10 protein-coding genes and 2 pseudogenes are annotated in these 14,313 nt (G+C 42.8%); 5 read left to right on the top strand and 7 right to left on the bottom strand.

Going from position 1 to position 14,313, the window contains the following annotated elements:
* A pseudogene (locus tag AB4558_RS20850) lies at positions 1-98 on the bottom strand (IS5/IS1182 family transposase); the annotation flags it as partial.
* 94 nt (positions 99-192) lie between these two features.
* Between AB4558_RS20850 and AB4558_RS20845 the strand changes: the two are divergent.
* Positions 193-1,941 carry an amidohydrolase gene (locus AB4558_RS20845; protein ID WP_372159066.1) on the top strand — a complete coding sequence of 583 codons (1,749 nt, stop codon included), beginning with the start codon at positions 193-195 and terminating at the stop codon, positions 1,939-1,941.
* Between the two features lie 105 nt (positions 1,942-2,046).
* On the opposite strand, the gene AB4558_RS20840 is transcribed toward AB4558_RS20845, so the two are convergent.
* The gene (locus tag AB4558_RS20840) at positions 2,047-2,535 is read right to left on the bottom strand and encodes a hypothetical protein (protein ID WP_017068109.1); all 489 of its coding nucleotides are present in this window, start codon (positions 2,533-2,535) and stop codon (positions 2,047-2,049) included.
* 267 nt (positions 2,536-2,802) lie between these two features.
* Between AB4558_RS20840 and AB4558_RS20835 the strand changes: the two are divergent.
* Both AB4558_RS20835 and AB4558_RS20830 read left to right on the top strand, forming a co-directional pair.
* Positions 2,803-4,040: pseudogene (locus AB4558_RS20835) on the top strand (amidohydrolase family protein).
* Positions 4,041-4,197: 157 nt separating this feature from the next.
* Complete coding sequence (locus AB4558_RS20830; protein WP_372074984.1) at positions 4,198-5,448, top strand: lipase family alpha/beta hydrolase; 1,251 nt, start codon at positions 4,198-4,200, stop codon at positions 5,446-5,448.
* A gap of 540 nt (positions 5,449-5,988) precedes the next feature.
* On the opposite strand, the gene AB4558_RS20825 is transcribed toward AB4558_RS20830, so the two are convergent.
* The gene (locus AB4558_RS20825; RefSeq protein WP_372074983.1) at positions 5,989-6,876 is read right to left on the bottom strand and encodes a LysR family transcriptional regulator; all 888 of its coding nucleotides are present in this window, start codon (positions 6,874-6,876) and stop codon (positions 5,989-5,991) included.
* A 123-nt stretch (positions 6,877-6,999) separates the two neighbouring features.
* Here AB4558_RS20825 and AB4558_RS20820 point away from each other — a divergent pair, with 123 nt between their 5' ends.
* Positions 7,000-7,989: an alpha/beta hydrolase gene (locus AB4558_RS20820; RefSeq protein WP_371713928.1), complete on the top strand. Its 990-nt coding sequence runs from the start codon at positions 7,000-7,002 to the stop codon at positions 7,987-7,989.
* Positions 7,990-8,378: 389 nt separating this feature from the next.
* Entirely contained in the window at positions 8,379-9,410 is a 1,032-nt protein-coding gene (locus AB4558_RS20815) for an HlyD family secretion protein (protein WP_371713929.1), read from the top strand.
* Between the two features lie 366 nt (positions 9,411-9,776).
* Here AB4558_RS20815 and AB4558_RS20810 read toward each other — a convergent pair whose 3' ends face one another.
* The 4 genes from AB4558_RS20810 to AB4558_RS20795 all read right to left on the bottom strand — a co-directional run bounded on the left by AB4558_RS20810 (position 9,777) and on the right by AB4558_RS20795 (position 14,107).
* A complete protein-coding gene (locus AB4558_RS20810) occupies positions 9,777-10,790 on the bottom strand; it encodes a manganese-dependent inorganic pyrophosphatase (protein ID WP_017062680.1) in 1,014 nt (337 codons plus the stop codon).
* A 442-nt stretch (positions 10,791-11,232) separates the two neighbouring features.
* Positions 11,233-11,658, bottom strand: coding sequence for a septal ring lytic transglycosylase RlpA family protein (locus AB4558_RS20805; RefSeq protein WP_017068116.1), 426 nt, complete (start codon positions 11,656-11,658; stop codon positions 11,233-11,235).
* A gap of 335 nt (positions 11,659-11,993) precedes the next feature.
* Entirely contained in the window at positions 11,994-12,485 is a 492-nt protein-coding gene (locus AB4558_RS20800) for a VOC family protein (RefSeq protein ID WP_010439712.1), read from the bottom strand.
* A gap of 245 nt (positions 12,486-12,730) precedes the next feature.
* On the bottom strand, positions 12,731-14,107 hold the full coding sequence (locus AB4558_RS20795) for a uracil-xanthine permease family protein (protein WP_372159065.1): 1,377 nt from the start codon (positions 14,105-14,107) through the stop codon (positions 12,731-12,733).
* Positions 14,108-14,313: the final 206 nt, after the last annotated feature.

The following is a 14,313-nucleotide window of genomic DNA, read 5'->3' as shown; positions in this document are numbered from 1 at the left end:
ATCGCTTCCTCATCAATCCAGAATGTCAGTGAACCACGATTGATTAGGGCTTGGTTATATTGTTTCCAGTTAGTTGTTCTGTAGCGAGGCTTTGGCATTGCTCTAAGTATGTGAGTGAACTTAGATGATCTGATCGTAGCTTTAAGCATTAGTTCCCTGATTTAGGAAACAAAGCCCATGGAAGACATAATAATGAATAACAAGCTCACTCTGCCACGTACTGCATGGATAGCATTACTCACAAGCTTATCGGCCGTAGCGCCGGTGCTTGCACAAGCCAACACTATTGTTCAAACACAAACACCAGTTCAAGCGCAAACATCTGTTCATAACCAAAGTGCTGACCAGATCTTTATCAATGCTGATATATACGGGCATCGTGAGTCGGACTCGATCGTTACCCACAAAGGCAAGATCATCTTCATTGGTAACCAATCACAGGCGCAAACTTTTCAAGGGCAAAGCACTGATGTCATTGATTTAGACAATGCCTTTGTCCTTCCGGGATTTATTGATAACCATAACCATGTGTTTGAAGCCGCCTCAGAGCTGGGTGGCAATTGTGAACTCGACTCTGAAGCAACGTTAGAAGAGCAAATCCCCTACTTAGAAGCGTGTAAGATCAATGCTGATACCGATGGCAGAGGTTGGCTTATGGGCTATGGTTTTTCTTTGGAAGCGACGCTCGATAGCGACTCTGACTACACGCCACTAGAGATCATCGACAGTGTCTTCCCTAATCGCCCCGTGGTGCTTATGGAGCAGACTTCACACTCGATGTGGGTCAACTCAAAAGCACTAAAAATCGCTCGAATCAGCCAACAATCGCCAGATCCACAAGGTGGCGCTTATTTAAAAGACCAAGACAGCGGTAAGCTCAATGGCATCTTATTAGACAATGCTGGCGATCAACTGATGGAGATGGCTTGGAACAGCCAAAGCGAACTGTTTGATCAAAGCTACCAAGGGTTAATGTTCGGGCTTGAGGAAGCGGCAACCCACGGCATCACCACCATTGGCGACGGTCGCATGTATTGGAAACGAGGTTGGTATGACGTTTGGCTAGAGGCCGAGCAAAATCAAGACTTAACGGCGCGCGTGTCGCTGCGCCCTTGGGTATACCCATCGATGGCAATACCTTCTCAATTAGAAGTCTTTGAGAAGATGTATTCCGACGATAAAAGCCGTCTGTTACTTGTCGATCAGGTGAAAATGTACAGTGATGGCATCTTCGTCAACGGCACAGCCAAAACGCTCGCGCCCTACTTAGATACTTATCTGCCCCAATCTCCTAATGGCTTGAACTATATTCCGCCAGAACAAATGAAAGAATGGTTAACTGCGCTCGAGAAAATCGGCTTTAGCGCCCACATTCATGCGATTGGTGATGGAGCGGTTCGTGAATCTCTTGATGCGATAGAAAGTATTCGCAAACAAGGTTCAACCAAACCCTACACCCTAACCCATGTCGAATTAATCAATGATGAAGATGTGCCACGCTTTCGCCAGTTAGATGTAACTGCAGATTTCCAAGTTGGCTCTGATTACGTTGCAAGGCATCAACACCAATGGGCCGAAGCTTTCCTTGGTGCTCGCCGTGCCAAAGCCATGATGAACCTCGATGCAATACTCAAGACCGACGCCAATATCACCTTAAGCAGTGATTGGAACGTACACGACATCAACCCATTGGTCGGCATCGCGAACAGCTTAATCATGGGCAAAACCGGCCTAACCGATATCTATACCGCCATCGACGCTTACACGCTCAATGCCGCCAAAAGTCTTGGGATTGAAGACGTAACAGGTTCTATTGAGGTAGGAAAATCCGCTGACTTCGCCATTCTCGACCGCGACATCACCACAGTGTCAGCAAGACAAATCGCCAAAACTCAGGTGTTGATGACGGTGTTACGCGGGAACGTGGTTTACGAAAAATAGAGCCAATTCGCGTATCGAATTGGTTATCGCAACTCAAACGAAAACGAAAACGAGCCAGCTTATTCAACTGGCTCGTCTGTTATTCACATCTGTATTTTAGTTCTGTTACGCGTTGGTCTCTTTAAGCGCTTTCACATGTGAATCTTGTTTGTCATCCAGAGCAAAGTAGATCTTCGATACAATCACTTCAGCAACCAGAATCGTAAATACCACAGCGAAGAAAGCAACCACGCCGCCCCAAGGTCCTGTAAAACTCACCTTATCTCCGAACAGAAGGTTAATCGCTTCTAGCATCACGAATTTTGAGCCCACCAAGATAATGTAAGTGGTGATTGCTCGGTACACCTTAGGTGCAGTGCCCGGCTTGCTTTTGAAGTGTTCAGCAATCTTGTGCTCTAAACCAATAGAGAGCTTCAATAATAGCTGCAACAACAACGCCGCAATCAAAGATATAGTGAAAGACTCAATGTTGACGAAGTCCCAGTACTCATCGAAGAAGTTAAGCACTACTAAGTCCACCAGCACGGCTAACGTGTAACCTACGAATAGACGTTGTGGTGTGTTGAACCCGTAAACTTTGTCTGATTTAGTCATTCTGTCTCTCTCTAATCTAATTTGATAAGTCGCCTTGATTTGAAATACATCTTAGCGTTCGAATCGAAGCAAAACTTACCATTTCATGACATCGCCAACATTCATTCCTCAAATTAATGATTCGACAAAAATCCCCTTTGCCTCTCTTATAGCAATAGCAAAAACACGCCCAATTCATCACTGTCACCAAATGGCCATTCTTCAAATGCTGCGCCCCATAAGATGACTCCATCAGCGACACACACTCATTTCCAAAAGGTGCAGATTATGAAAAAACTAATCACTAACGCGAACGTATTTAACGGTGTTGATAACAACTTAATCGAGAACGTATCAATCCTCATCGAAGATAACTTGATCACTCAGATTGGAGAGATTGACCCAACGATTGCCGATGAAACGATTGATGCTCAAGGTGGCACGGTCATGTCAGGCCTGATTGATGCGCACGTTCATATCACTTTATCTGCACCATTCAATGTCATTGATACCATGACGCGTGAAGAAGTGGCGATTCGCTCAGCAAAGATTTCTGAAGAGATGTTAATGCGTGGCTTTACCACCATTCGTGATGTAGCAGGTAACACGCTTGGCCTTAAAAACCAGTATCGACAACGGCTATGCCACTGGCCCACGTATTCTGCCTTCAATGGCAGCTATCTCACAAACCTGTGGTCACTCCGATTACCGTCAAAACCAAGCACAAGAGCGTTTAGCAAACGGCCATGAAGACTCACCTATGAGGAAGCTTGGCGCAATGAAAGTGGCAGATGGTCGTTCAGAAGTCTTAAAAGCGGTTCGCGAACAGCTATTTATGGGCGCATCCCAAATCAAGATCATGGCGGGTGGTGGCGCATCTTCAACGTTTGATCCGCTAGACACATTGCAGTTCACATCTGAAGAGATGAAAGCTGCGGTTGATGCCGCTTCAGATTACGGCACTTATGTCGCTGCGCCGAGCAGCTGAAGCGGGCGTGATGTCTTTCGAACACGCGACCATCATGGACGACGACATTGCCGAGATCATTAAAGAGAAAGGCATTTGGGTGATTCCTTCTTACTTTACCTCTTCATTGATTGCAGAGCGTAAGATCCCACTACCAAACGAAGAGACATACCGCAAAACAGAACGCGTAGGTAAAGCCATGTTCAAGTCGGCAGAACTGATTAAGAAATACGATATCCAAAACATCGCCTTTGGTACCGACTGTGTGGGTGAAACCAACGTTCATGCGACACAATTGAATGAACTTGGTGCGATTGAGCAAGTATTCGATACCATCACCGCGCTTCGCATGGCGACATCAAACTGTGGACGTTTGTTCGAGATGTCGACTTATCAACACCCGTACCAAGAAGGCAAACTTGGTCAAGTGGTTGAAGGCGCGTATGCCGACCTATTGATCATCGATGGCAACCCACTGGACAGTGTTGCTTGTGTGGCAAACACAGAGACACAAAAACTGATCATGAAAGACGGCAAGGTGCACAAAAACACGCTTTAGTGTTCAATATACTCACTAAGTAATGAAACCTCTCAGGCAAGCAAGCGAACTTTATAGTCGTTTGCTTGCCTTTTTATTAAGCGCTGTTTTATTGCTACTATTAAACTCAGGTTATTGATTTATGGATAAATCGGGGTGGGATAAGGTTGAAATTAGAATGAAGCTATTACTTACTGCACGCTTAATCAGCACAGTGCTATTACTCAGTTCACTGCTGTCAGGGTGCGGTAACTTTAGAAATCTATCTAATGAGATACAAGCCATCGACTCCATAACCAATCAATACATGGTTACCTTGAATCAACATGCCTCCGGTTCTGCCGTGGTGATTGAACAAATCAAAGACATTAACAAAGGCGAGGTTGATGGCTACGATGGCATCATAGACAGTGACAGTATTCACTTACATGTATCGAATAACATCCACTACCTACTTATCTTTGAAGATAAGAATCAAGACCTTACCCTACAAGCCGATGAAGCTTTCAGTGTAATCAACCTACGTGATCACCAAGACAGATCAACAATAGAAGTCTCACTAACGGTTAATGAGAGTGAAGCCCCAAGAGCGTTTGTTGATCGTTCACTACCTTCACTGTTAAAAATCGAATTGGATTTGATCGACATAGGCACAGTCGTGAGCTTGGAAGCTCCACCTTTTGACAGAAAAAATGGCAAACTCGGCATGTGGCAGCCGCTGACCTTTTTGCTCGAAGATAACGCTGGGCTCTACTTTCTGTCAGAGTTCGACCCAAACAAAATCCCGATCTTGTTTGTGCATGGCATCAACGCCACTGCGTTAGATTTTGCCCCACTGATTGAAAAAGTCGACCAATCTAAATATCAGATCTGGGTCTTTAACTATCCTTCAGGCTTATCTCTGGCTTTGAACTCCAAAGGCCTGAATAACCTCATGCACACGGTGTTAACGGAATACAAAATCCAACAATTACATGTTGTGGCACATAGTATGGGCGGGCTTGTCGCCACCAACAGTCTTCGCCAGTGCCGTATTGGGCAGCTATGCGATTTTGTAAGCAGCGTAGCCACCATATCTTCGCCGTTTGGTGGTGTCGAGTCTGCTAAACAAGGGGTCGAGTACTCTCCCGTAGTAATGCCGGCATGGGTTGATTTAAATCCAGACGGGAAATTTATCGCTGACTTATTAATTGACAGCAGTAAGATTCACATTCCCCACTTTTTAGCCTTTGGTTATAACTCGGGCGACCTATTTAATACCAACAGCAACGATGGTGTGATCAATTTATCAAGCCAATTGTCGCGCCCAGCCCAACTCCACGCGTCACAAATCCTCGGCTACAACGAAACCCATTTGAGCATCTTAGATAACGATGACCTTTTTGAAGACCTGTCCGAGTTTTGGTTAAGAGCTGAAGAAGCACATTGATTTATGATTCGGTGCACTAGGCGGCGTAGGTAAATCAGATATTAAAATTGGAACGCTTAGGCATTCCAATCTTTTGGGTGAAGCGTAATGTTTTTCTGAATTGAGAGCATTGATATCCTGTGCGTTCGGGCTGATTTCGAACACCCACCCCCTCTAACTCCCCCTCCAATTAAGTTTATCCCCCCTCTAGATTGACGACCGAGGGGGAGAACCTTCTTTAGCGCTGAATGTGTAACTGCACATGTAACGATCTGTATTCAGTTCCTCCCCTTTCTACGAACCACAATGGATTGTAGATACTGATTAAGGGGAGGCTAGGAGGGGATTTTTAGTAGGACTAACACGGATTTGCCCCGAAACGTGTTTAGGTACCAGTAACATTCATGAGAATAATTTGGGAAACAAGCTGTTGTCCAAATGTGAGCTACTACTTTTTGCCACTCAATTCTCGGGTGCACAATTCGACTAAAATTCAGCAGTTATAAATGGCGGGGTGATTGTAGAACCTGCAAATTATTGGGGTGAATGCATTTTACCTTGCTAATTGTATTCTTTTTCAGCGTAGTTTCTAATTTTTGTCATAATATTAGAAATAACATCATGCTGCTCTAGTGAGGGTGAGAAGAATATACCAATGTGGTAATCAAGGCTATTCACTAATTCGAATACATCTAACTCCACGATTGAATCTTTCGAATAGTGTTTTTCTACATGTTCAGTTGGTAAAACAGCCCACCCATCCTTCTCTAGTAACTCAATTAAAACGTCCTTAGTACTGACTAACTGATATTGAGGAGAGATATTTGACCCTTGAATCGAGGCATTGAAGTAGTGCTCGTAGATAAATTGTTTCTCCAGTTTCAAATCAGAAATTTTTACCATCCTATTTGCAAGGTGACTTTTTGCTCCGGCATAGACTTTGTGTTGTATTCGGCCAAGATTTATATAATTAACTTCATTTTCTGGTTGAACTAACATCTTGATTGTCATTAATGCTAGATGAGCTTGACCACTAATCAGCTCGTCAATGGTTTCTTTTCGGCCTCGATGCAACCAGTTTAATTGGATGTTTGGGAAGTCTTTGCTTATGGCTGAGTTGATATGATGAATCAATGATATAGGAATGGTGGTGTCATGGTTAATATTGATGATGAGTAAGTCATTGTTAAAGGAGTTAAGGGCTGTAAGTTCAAACTCTTCTATTTGCCTTACAATTATTTTTGCCCTTGGGTATAGTTTTTTTGCGGCTAAAGTCGGTAGAGTTGAGCGGCCTTTCATTTCAAATAAAGGCAACCTCATGTTGTCTTCCATAACTGAAATATGTTCACGGACAGTTGTTCTGTCTCGATTTAAAAATCTAGCCCCTGCACTAAACGAGCCTTTATCGAAAACTGCACAAAAACTAACTATTTGATCTTTCGTGAACATATGTAGTCCCATTTAAATAATCTATACACAGGGGGGGATTCCCCCTCAAGTGCGTCTTTTTACTATAGCACTCTCGTAATAAGCTTTATATCGAAAATCATAAACTTTTATGCGAGGTCAACTATGTCAAAATTTAAAGCAGGACTACCGATTGCTATCCTAAGTAGTGCGGTAATTGTATTCTCTTCCCAAGCTAGTTCCGACTTGGGTTTCAAAATGACGCCTAAGGTAACGTATGGGTTTGGTAATGTCACAACCGATGAGATAGTTCATTCAAGAGAGTTGTGGATGAACGTATTTGAGCCTACAGACAAGAGTCATATTAAAGAGACAGCTATTGTGATGACATTTGGCGGTGCGTTTCATCAAGGTTCGCCCGATTTAAGCTTCAATGTTGGCGGTGCGCAAGATACTTCTATGAATGACTATTGCCAAAGGTTTGCAAAACAAGGGTATGTTTGTTTTGCAATAGATTATCGATTAGCTCCCGAAAATCCATTACCAACAGGCATTGGTTACACGGCTGAAGATTTGGACCTTGAAAGTATTAGTTCAATGTCTCAGCAAATTAACCTAGTTAGACACCAATTAGGATATGACCAGCTAGACTTCAATAACCCTTCTGAGAAATCGATCATTGATAAAGCGATTTTATCTGCTGCTGAAGACTTACGTAATGCGGTTGGTTATATCAAAGAAAACTCGAATGAATATGGATTCAATTCATCAAAGGTAGTATTGGGAGGATTCTCTGCTGGCGCTGTAACTAGCTTGAATGTTGCTCATGGAATGAAGTTACCTGTTGCTGGTACGTTCATGCTTTCTGGTGGTCCTGCTGGCTTTGACATCATAAAGAACACTACCAATTTTGAAGCATCTAGCCCTGTATTACTCTTTCAAGGGCAGAATGATTTGCATGCTGCATTCTCGATCAATCCACCTCTGCTTGAACACTATAAACAAGAACAAATTGAAAACACGTTTGCTTGGGTACCAGGGTTTGGACATTTCTATCCTGCGGAGGCTGTTAGCTTATCTGGTGACGGAATGAGAATGTCAGTAGAGCAACGCATTATGAACTTCGTAAGTAACATTGACCAAAGAAGTAACTAGAACTTTCCCATTGATAGATTAAAAAAGCAGGCAGGATGCAAGCAGTGGGAGTAGCTTCCCATAATCTTAGAGGTATGCAATATCAAAATTCATCAAACAACGTTGACATATGAACAGATCCCTAGCGTCTATGCCTTGTTAGAATCTGAAATATTTATGTGGGTCGTAACCACTGCTACTGTTTTACTATTTGTTTGGATCGCAGCGAAGTTATGGCATATCCATTCAATCCCTAAGAAGTTAGCTAAAGAAAAGAACCTGTCACAAGCTAAGTTTGTAATTTGGTTATGTCTTTTGGGGTTGATCTGGAAGCCATTATGGGTTGTTGCCGTATTAACGATAGTCATTGATTGGGATAAATTTCAACTTTGGATAAAGGAGGCTAGGTCATGAAAGAGATTATGGTTCCTTACCTTTTGTTAGTGTGGTTACTGTTTAAATTTAAGATACTAAAACGAACACCGAAAAATTATTTTTGGACCACGTTTGTAGGGGTTGTATTACTACTGATTTTATTTGTATCTCACCGCTTCTATTCTCCTGCCGATTTGACTAACTCAACAACAGTCAAAGCGCCACATGCGATTGTTGCGCCTCCGTTCGGTCAGCAGATAGATACTATCTATGTTGAGCACAATCAGGTGGTAGAAAAGGGAGAGATTCTTTATACCCAAAGAGACGACAAATTAACCTCGATTAAAACAGGGTTGAATGCGAGTAAATTAGAGTTAGCTCGTTCGATAGAAGCGCAAGAAATCAAGCTTGCACAGGCTATGAGAGACCATAAGAGAAATTTGGGGTTGGAACATCATGCGACAGCAAGGGATGTGGAATTATCTTCGGATATGATAGCTACAACTAAAGCCGATATAAACGTGCTTTACGCAAAGCATGAAGGATTAGAAGCGAAGTTAGGGGATGTCGAATTTGAATTGGATAGGTTGACGGTACGAGCACCATTTAAAGGCATGGTTACTCATGTCTACATTGCTAATGGTTCTCGTGTTGGCGGTTTGCATTTATGGGATATTGAAAATAAGTTCATCGAAATGCGAATACCAGAACAAGCTTACCAAAACATTAAAAGGGGGCAGTTTAGCGAATTCTATGTAGATGCTTACCCAGCTCAGGTATTTAGAGCGCGAGTTCATAGCATTGTAGAGGCTACTGGAGAAGCTCAGGGGAACTTGATGCCGGTTGAGCAAATGGTATCTGGCCACATACAAAGAGGGGCTGCTCCAATTGGACGGACAGTAATATTAGAAGTTGATAGTAAAACTATGGATATGCTCCCTATAGGAAGTACTGGCACAGCATGGATTAGTGCTAAAAAACCTCATAGCATATTAGGCTTCATGGATATCATTGGCGCCGCACATGTAAGATTACAATCCGTAAAATCCATACTTTTTGCTTTATAATATAACTCGACAATTTACCTTTATTGTCTCTCCATGAAACAGTCCACTGTAATAAGTTGGGCTGTTTTTATTTCTATTATTAGTGAATAGCGAGGTCTTGATGATTTATCATTACACCAGAGATCGATGTACCAATTACTATTAAGCCTACAAGAGTTGCTAGATAAAGTTATTGGGGTTAAATAATCTATTGTTCTCTTCATTTAGAATGTAAGCAAATTGATTACTATTTCAATAGCAGAAGTTATCCGAAACTTTAAGTGCTCTGAGGTTCGTAACAAGGTTTTGTCCAAATCCCATTTAGACGCCCAATAATTAAAAAAGGGATTGGTATTTCTACCAATCCCCTCCAAACTCTCTTTCTACTTACAAGCTCTCAATTGCCTTTTGAACCGCAGGGCCAATCTGGCGCTTACGTGAAGTGACACCTTCCAAAGTCAGCATGTCACTTGTTGGTTCAGCGTTGAAAGCCGATTTGATGACTTGATAGTCGCTTTCATCCACCCACAATAAGTTCGCTTCTTTGTTCTTGGTATCTGTGATTGAAAAGAACAGATGGTCTAGCCCGTTCTCTTTTTTGTAAGTCTTCATTGCTGCTAGAAGATCGTCTTTACGGTCAATCAGTTGTTGAGCCATTAGTGTTTCAGCAACACCGATACCCACCTGTTTGCCACCGTACTTAAAGTTTTTGTAATCCAGCGTCAGAATGGTTTCAGATGAAAGGTGGCTAAGATCTGACTTAGCAACCAACATCTGTTGACCGAAGTCTTCGATATCTGAAATGCCTGCAACCTTCGCCAGCTTCTCTGCGTATTCACGATCATGATCTGTTGTAGTTGTTGATTGGAATACCACTGTGTCAGAAAGAATCGCACCCAAGCCAACACAAGCGAGGTGTTTAGGTAATGTCACATCGAGCTTTTCAGCATTGTCAGCCAGTATAGTTGCAGCTGAACCCCAACCTCGGATATCCATCTCGACAATCTGCGGGGTGTTAATTGGAGAGCCACCAATCGCATGATGATCGACCACTGCCACAATGGATGCTTGATCAATAGTTGGTGCTAATTGAGTCACTTGGTTGAAGTCAACCAGCCCCACTCGGTATGAAGAGTAATCTGTCTCTACACGTGGAGATTCTGCATTACAGTAGTTCAAGATAAACGTCGATTCAGGATTAATCGGCTCAGGCACTGTCGCCGTACCACCATAAATATGAGCCGCGAGCATCGCAGACATTACCGTGTCGCTGTCTGGGCTTAGGTGCCCTGTCCATACGAGATCTTCACTGTTTTCATTGGCAGATTGTTGCAAGCTAAAAGCAAAACTTGCTGAACTGAAAGACATAATTACGGCTGCAACGACAGGGGTTAGCTTCACGGGTATTTCCTTATTTAAATGCGATATAGAAGCCCATAAGCTAAACACCAAAAATTTCAGAACCGTGTAACTAATATTTCAGTTTTACTTCAGTAAGTAACTAAATGTAATTGCCCTTAGGCTTTCACTGTTAATCACACCAAAGCTCAACTTGGATTAGGTTAGCTTTTCATTATTTCACAATGAATTTCAATGAACCCTAATGATAAGAAAGCTAAGACACTGATTTATTGACCACATAACATCATCAACCCACATACTGAAAATAAGATAATCTTATTAAAAATGGATTATCGAAAGGCACAAAAAAGGCTGCAAAAGCAGCCTTATCGAGTAAGCATAAATATGCTATTCAATCATCGAGATCGAGGTTTTTTTCCTCCCCTTCCCGTTGCTGGTAAGGGAGCGGAGATGTACACCAAGGGGAGGTTAGGAGGGGATTCTAGTGTTTGTATCGAAAGGTGTTGCTGTCATCAATAATCTCAATTTTGACTTTTACTACGCCTTTCTTAACGTCACCAATTTGAGAAAATGCTTTGTGGGAAAGGTCAATCACTCGGCCTTTTACGTAAGGGCCTCTATCGTTAATTTTGACATCGACTGACTTGTTATTGGCTGTATTGGTCACTCTCACGATAGTCCCAAATGGCAAGGTTTTGTGAGCGGCTGTATAGGCGTTTTTATTATACGTTTCACCACTTGCCGTCAGTTTTCCATGGAATTTATCGCCATACCAAGAAGCCACTCCCACAAGCGCATGTGAATTGGCATAGCCCTTTGTTTTTGAAGTATCGACGGCCGCATGTGACGAGCATCCGGCAAGCAAAGTAATAAGAAAAGCGGCAAAGATAAGGTTTAGTTTTTTCATGCTATTTCAGTAGATCTTCTTCATGTAATGTTTATCTATTTTCATTGTAGTGCGGTTCAGCAGTATTGAACTGAGTATTATGAGTTCTCAGCGAAGGCTATCACTAGTGTGATTCCGCAATGTTTTCATGAAGCACGCTCGCTTCAGTCATATTCATGAAAGGTTTTATCTTCAAAACGTCAACTTTAACGATGCCTTAAAGTTGTTGATTTATTAACCACCACCACATGATGGAGCACTTAAAAAGCACACAAACAAAAAAAGGATTGGTATCTCTACCAATCCTCTTTAGGGGGTGTTTCGGTTTATCTACCTTATGGAAGGTAGTAACGCGATTACTCGTAATCAGTCGCGTACGTGTCTTCGTATGTGTGCGAGTAGAACTCGAACAGGTTGCCAAACGGGTCTTCTAGGTAAACCATTTGTGCTTGTTTTAGTTCGTCTTCTGGGTGGTAGCGCATGATGTCCATACGAACCTTACCGCCAAACTCTTCAACACGCTTAATCGCTGAATGAAACTGCTCTTTTGGAAGCTGCAGACAGAAGTGAAAGATACCTAAGCGAGAGAAATCTACTTCATGACGCTCTTGACGATCTTTCATTTCGAACAGCTCAACACCGATACCATCTGAAGTGACTAGGTGAGCAATGTTGAAACCTTTGAAGCCTTCACCGAACACAGCGATACACATGCGGCCGATTGCTGATTCGCGCTCTTCCATCACTTTAGTGTTGTTCATTACGATTCTTAGACCTAGCGCTTTTGTGTAAAACTCGACTGCTTTGTCCATGTCGCCAACCATGATGCCTACGTGATTCATTTTCATAACTTTCTCCAAATTCTCTTTAATTCTGTATTTTTCGAAGACTGCTTCGGTGTTTCGTTTCGATGGAGAGAGTATATGGAGATACGACGATTAACTGAAATTATCATAATTTATATTAATGATAATTTTATGTTATTTACCAAGTTAAGTGAGATGCCAACACGTCACACAATAAGTTAAAGTTGAGAGCCACATATGTCATGTGGCTCTAGTTAAACATCCTTAGTTCAGCACGAAGAAGCCCGTTACGCTTTACTGGTCTGTACGACGTTCGAAATCTGCTTGGCTTTTGTTTCAGGCACCAAAGACATCAACCCGGTAATCACAAGCGCGGCAATACCAGACATGGTTACAGGTGAGCCAAATATGCTTTGCACTAGCTTGGGCGCTTCTTTCAATAAATCCGGCACTAGCATCACCCCAAGCCCTAAGCCTAGTGAGATGGCAATCGTCATAATTCTGCGGCGATCCAGTTTTTCATTGGCGATGATTTTGATGCCCGCCGCAGCAACCGTACCGAACATCACTAATGTCGCCCCGCCCAATACTGGCTTTGGAATCGTCATTAAAACCGCACCTAAGATGGGAAATAACCCTAACAGAAAAAGAATCGCGGCAATGAAGTAGCCGATGTAGCGACTCGCGATCCCCGTAAAATGGATCACACCGTTGTTCTGGCTGAAAGTCGTGTTCGGAAAAGTATTGAATACCGCTGCGATGAGCGAGTTCACGCCGTCACCTAGCACGCCCGCCTTGAGTCGATTGATGTATTTTGGCCCTTTAACTGGCTGCCCTGAAAACATACTGTTGGCGGTCAGATCACCCGTCGTTTCAATAACGGTAATCAAGTAAATAAAAGCAATCGGAAGGAAGGCTTGCCAATCAAAAGCGAAGCCATATTTAAATGGGACAGGGATACTCAATAGCGGTTGAGATGCAAAAGAAACCATTGGCGCTTTGCCCATCAGAATAGCAACGCCCCACCCTACAACCAATCCGACTAAAATCGACGACAGTCTAACCATGGTGTTGTTGCTTAGGTTAAGTGCCACTATGGTTCCGAGCACAATCGCACCCAACATCAGATTGCTTCCAGAACCAAAATCTTCTGCGCCAACACCACCAGCGATATCAGTGACGCCAACTTTAATCAAAGAGACACCAATCGTCGTGATAACGATGCCGGTCACAACGGGCGTGATCACTACTTTGAGTTTTTCGATAAAGCGCGATAGGACGATTTCGACAAATGCACCAAAGAAGCAGACACCAAAAATGGTGGCGAGCATTTCATCCGGCCCACCTCCATTTGCTTTAACAAGAAAACCCGCACCTAAGACAGAACCTAAGAACGCAAAGCTGGTCCCTTGGACACAGATCATCCCTGCGCCAACGGGCCCTATTTTTCTAGCTTGTATAAAAGTGCCAACCCCAGACACCATCAGTGCCATGCTGATCAAATAAGGGATGTGTTCACCCAACCCTAAAACACCGCCAATAATGAGCGTGGGTGTGATAATTCCAACAAAGCTGGCTAGTACATGCTGCAGCGCCGCGTAACTGGCTGCTTTGACTGATGGTCGATCGTCTAATCCGTAGATCAATTCACTGTTCTGTTCCATGTGACTTCCTTTATGTATTTTTTATTGTATACAATTTACATAAAGGCAATAGAGCAACATATATGCCAATGGTTTAACATCATATTTATCAATCAGTTAAGTTTTCAATCAGTCCAACGTTGCACTATAGAGCAACAATGTCGGCTTGTTTTAGTGCAACCGATAGTTTATCCGATGTTCCTAAATTAAGGTTCATCGCGGATTAG

It is taken from the genome of Vibrio sp. 10N.222.51.C5 (genome assembly GCF_041474575.1).
Lineage (GTDB): Bacteria > Pseudomonadota > Gammaproteobacteria > Enterobacterales > Vibrionaceae > Vibrio > Vibrio crassostreae_C.
This window is presented reverse-complemented; position numbering and strand designations above follow the sequence as displayed.

Coding starts and splice junctions, on each gene's coding strand:
- AB4558_RS20845 (WP_372159066.1), top strand. CDS start 193: ATGAATAACAAGCTCACTCTGCCACGTACTGCATGGATAGCATTACTC.
- AB4558_RS20840 (WP_017068109.1), bottom strand. CDS start 2,535: ATGACTAAATCAGACAAAGTTTACGGGTTCAACACACCACAACGTCTA.
- AB4558_RS20830 (WP_372074984.1), top strand. CDS start 4,198: ATGAAGCTATTACTTACTGCACGCTTAATCAGCACAGTGCTATTACTC.
- AB4558_RS20825 (WP_372074983.1), bottom strand. CDS start 6,876: ATGTTCACGAAAGATCAAATAGTTAGTTTTTGTGCAGTTTTCGATAAA.
- AB4558_RS20820 (WP_371713928.1), top strand. CDS start 7,000: ATGTCAAAATTTAAAGCAGGACTACCGATTGCTATCCTAAGTAGTGCG.
- AB4558_RS20815 (WP_371713929.1), top strand. CDS start 8,379: ATGAAAGAGATTATGGTTCCTTACCTTTTGTTAGTGTGGTTACTGTTT.
- AB4558_RS20805 (WP_017068116.1), bottom strand. CDS start 11,658: ATGAAAAAACTAAACCTTATCTTTGCCGCTTTTCTTATTACTTTGCTT.
- AB4558_RS20800 (WP_010439712.1), bottom strand. CDS start 12,485: ATGAAAATGAATCACGTAGGCATCATGGTTGGCGACATGGACAAAGCA.
- AB4558_RS20795 (WP_372159065.1), bottom strand. CDS start 14,107: ATGGAACAGAACAGTGAATTGATCTACGGATTAGACGATCGACCATCA.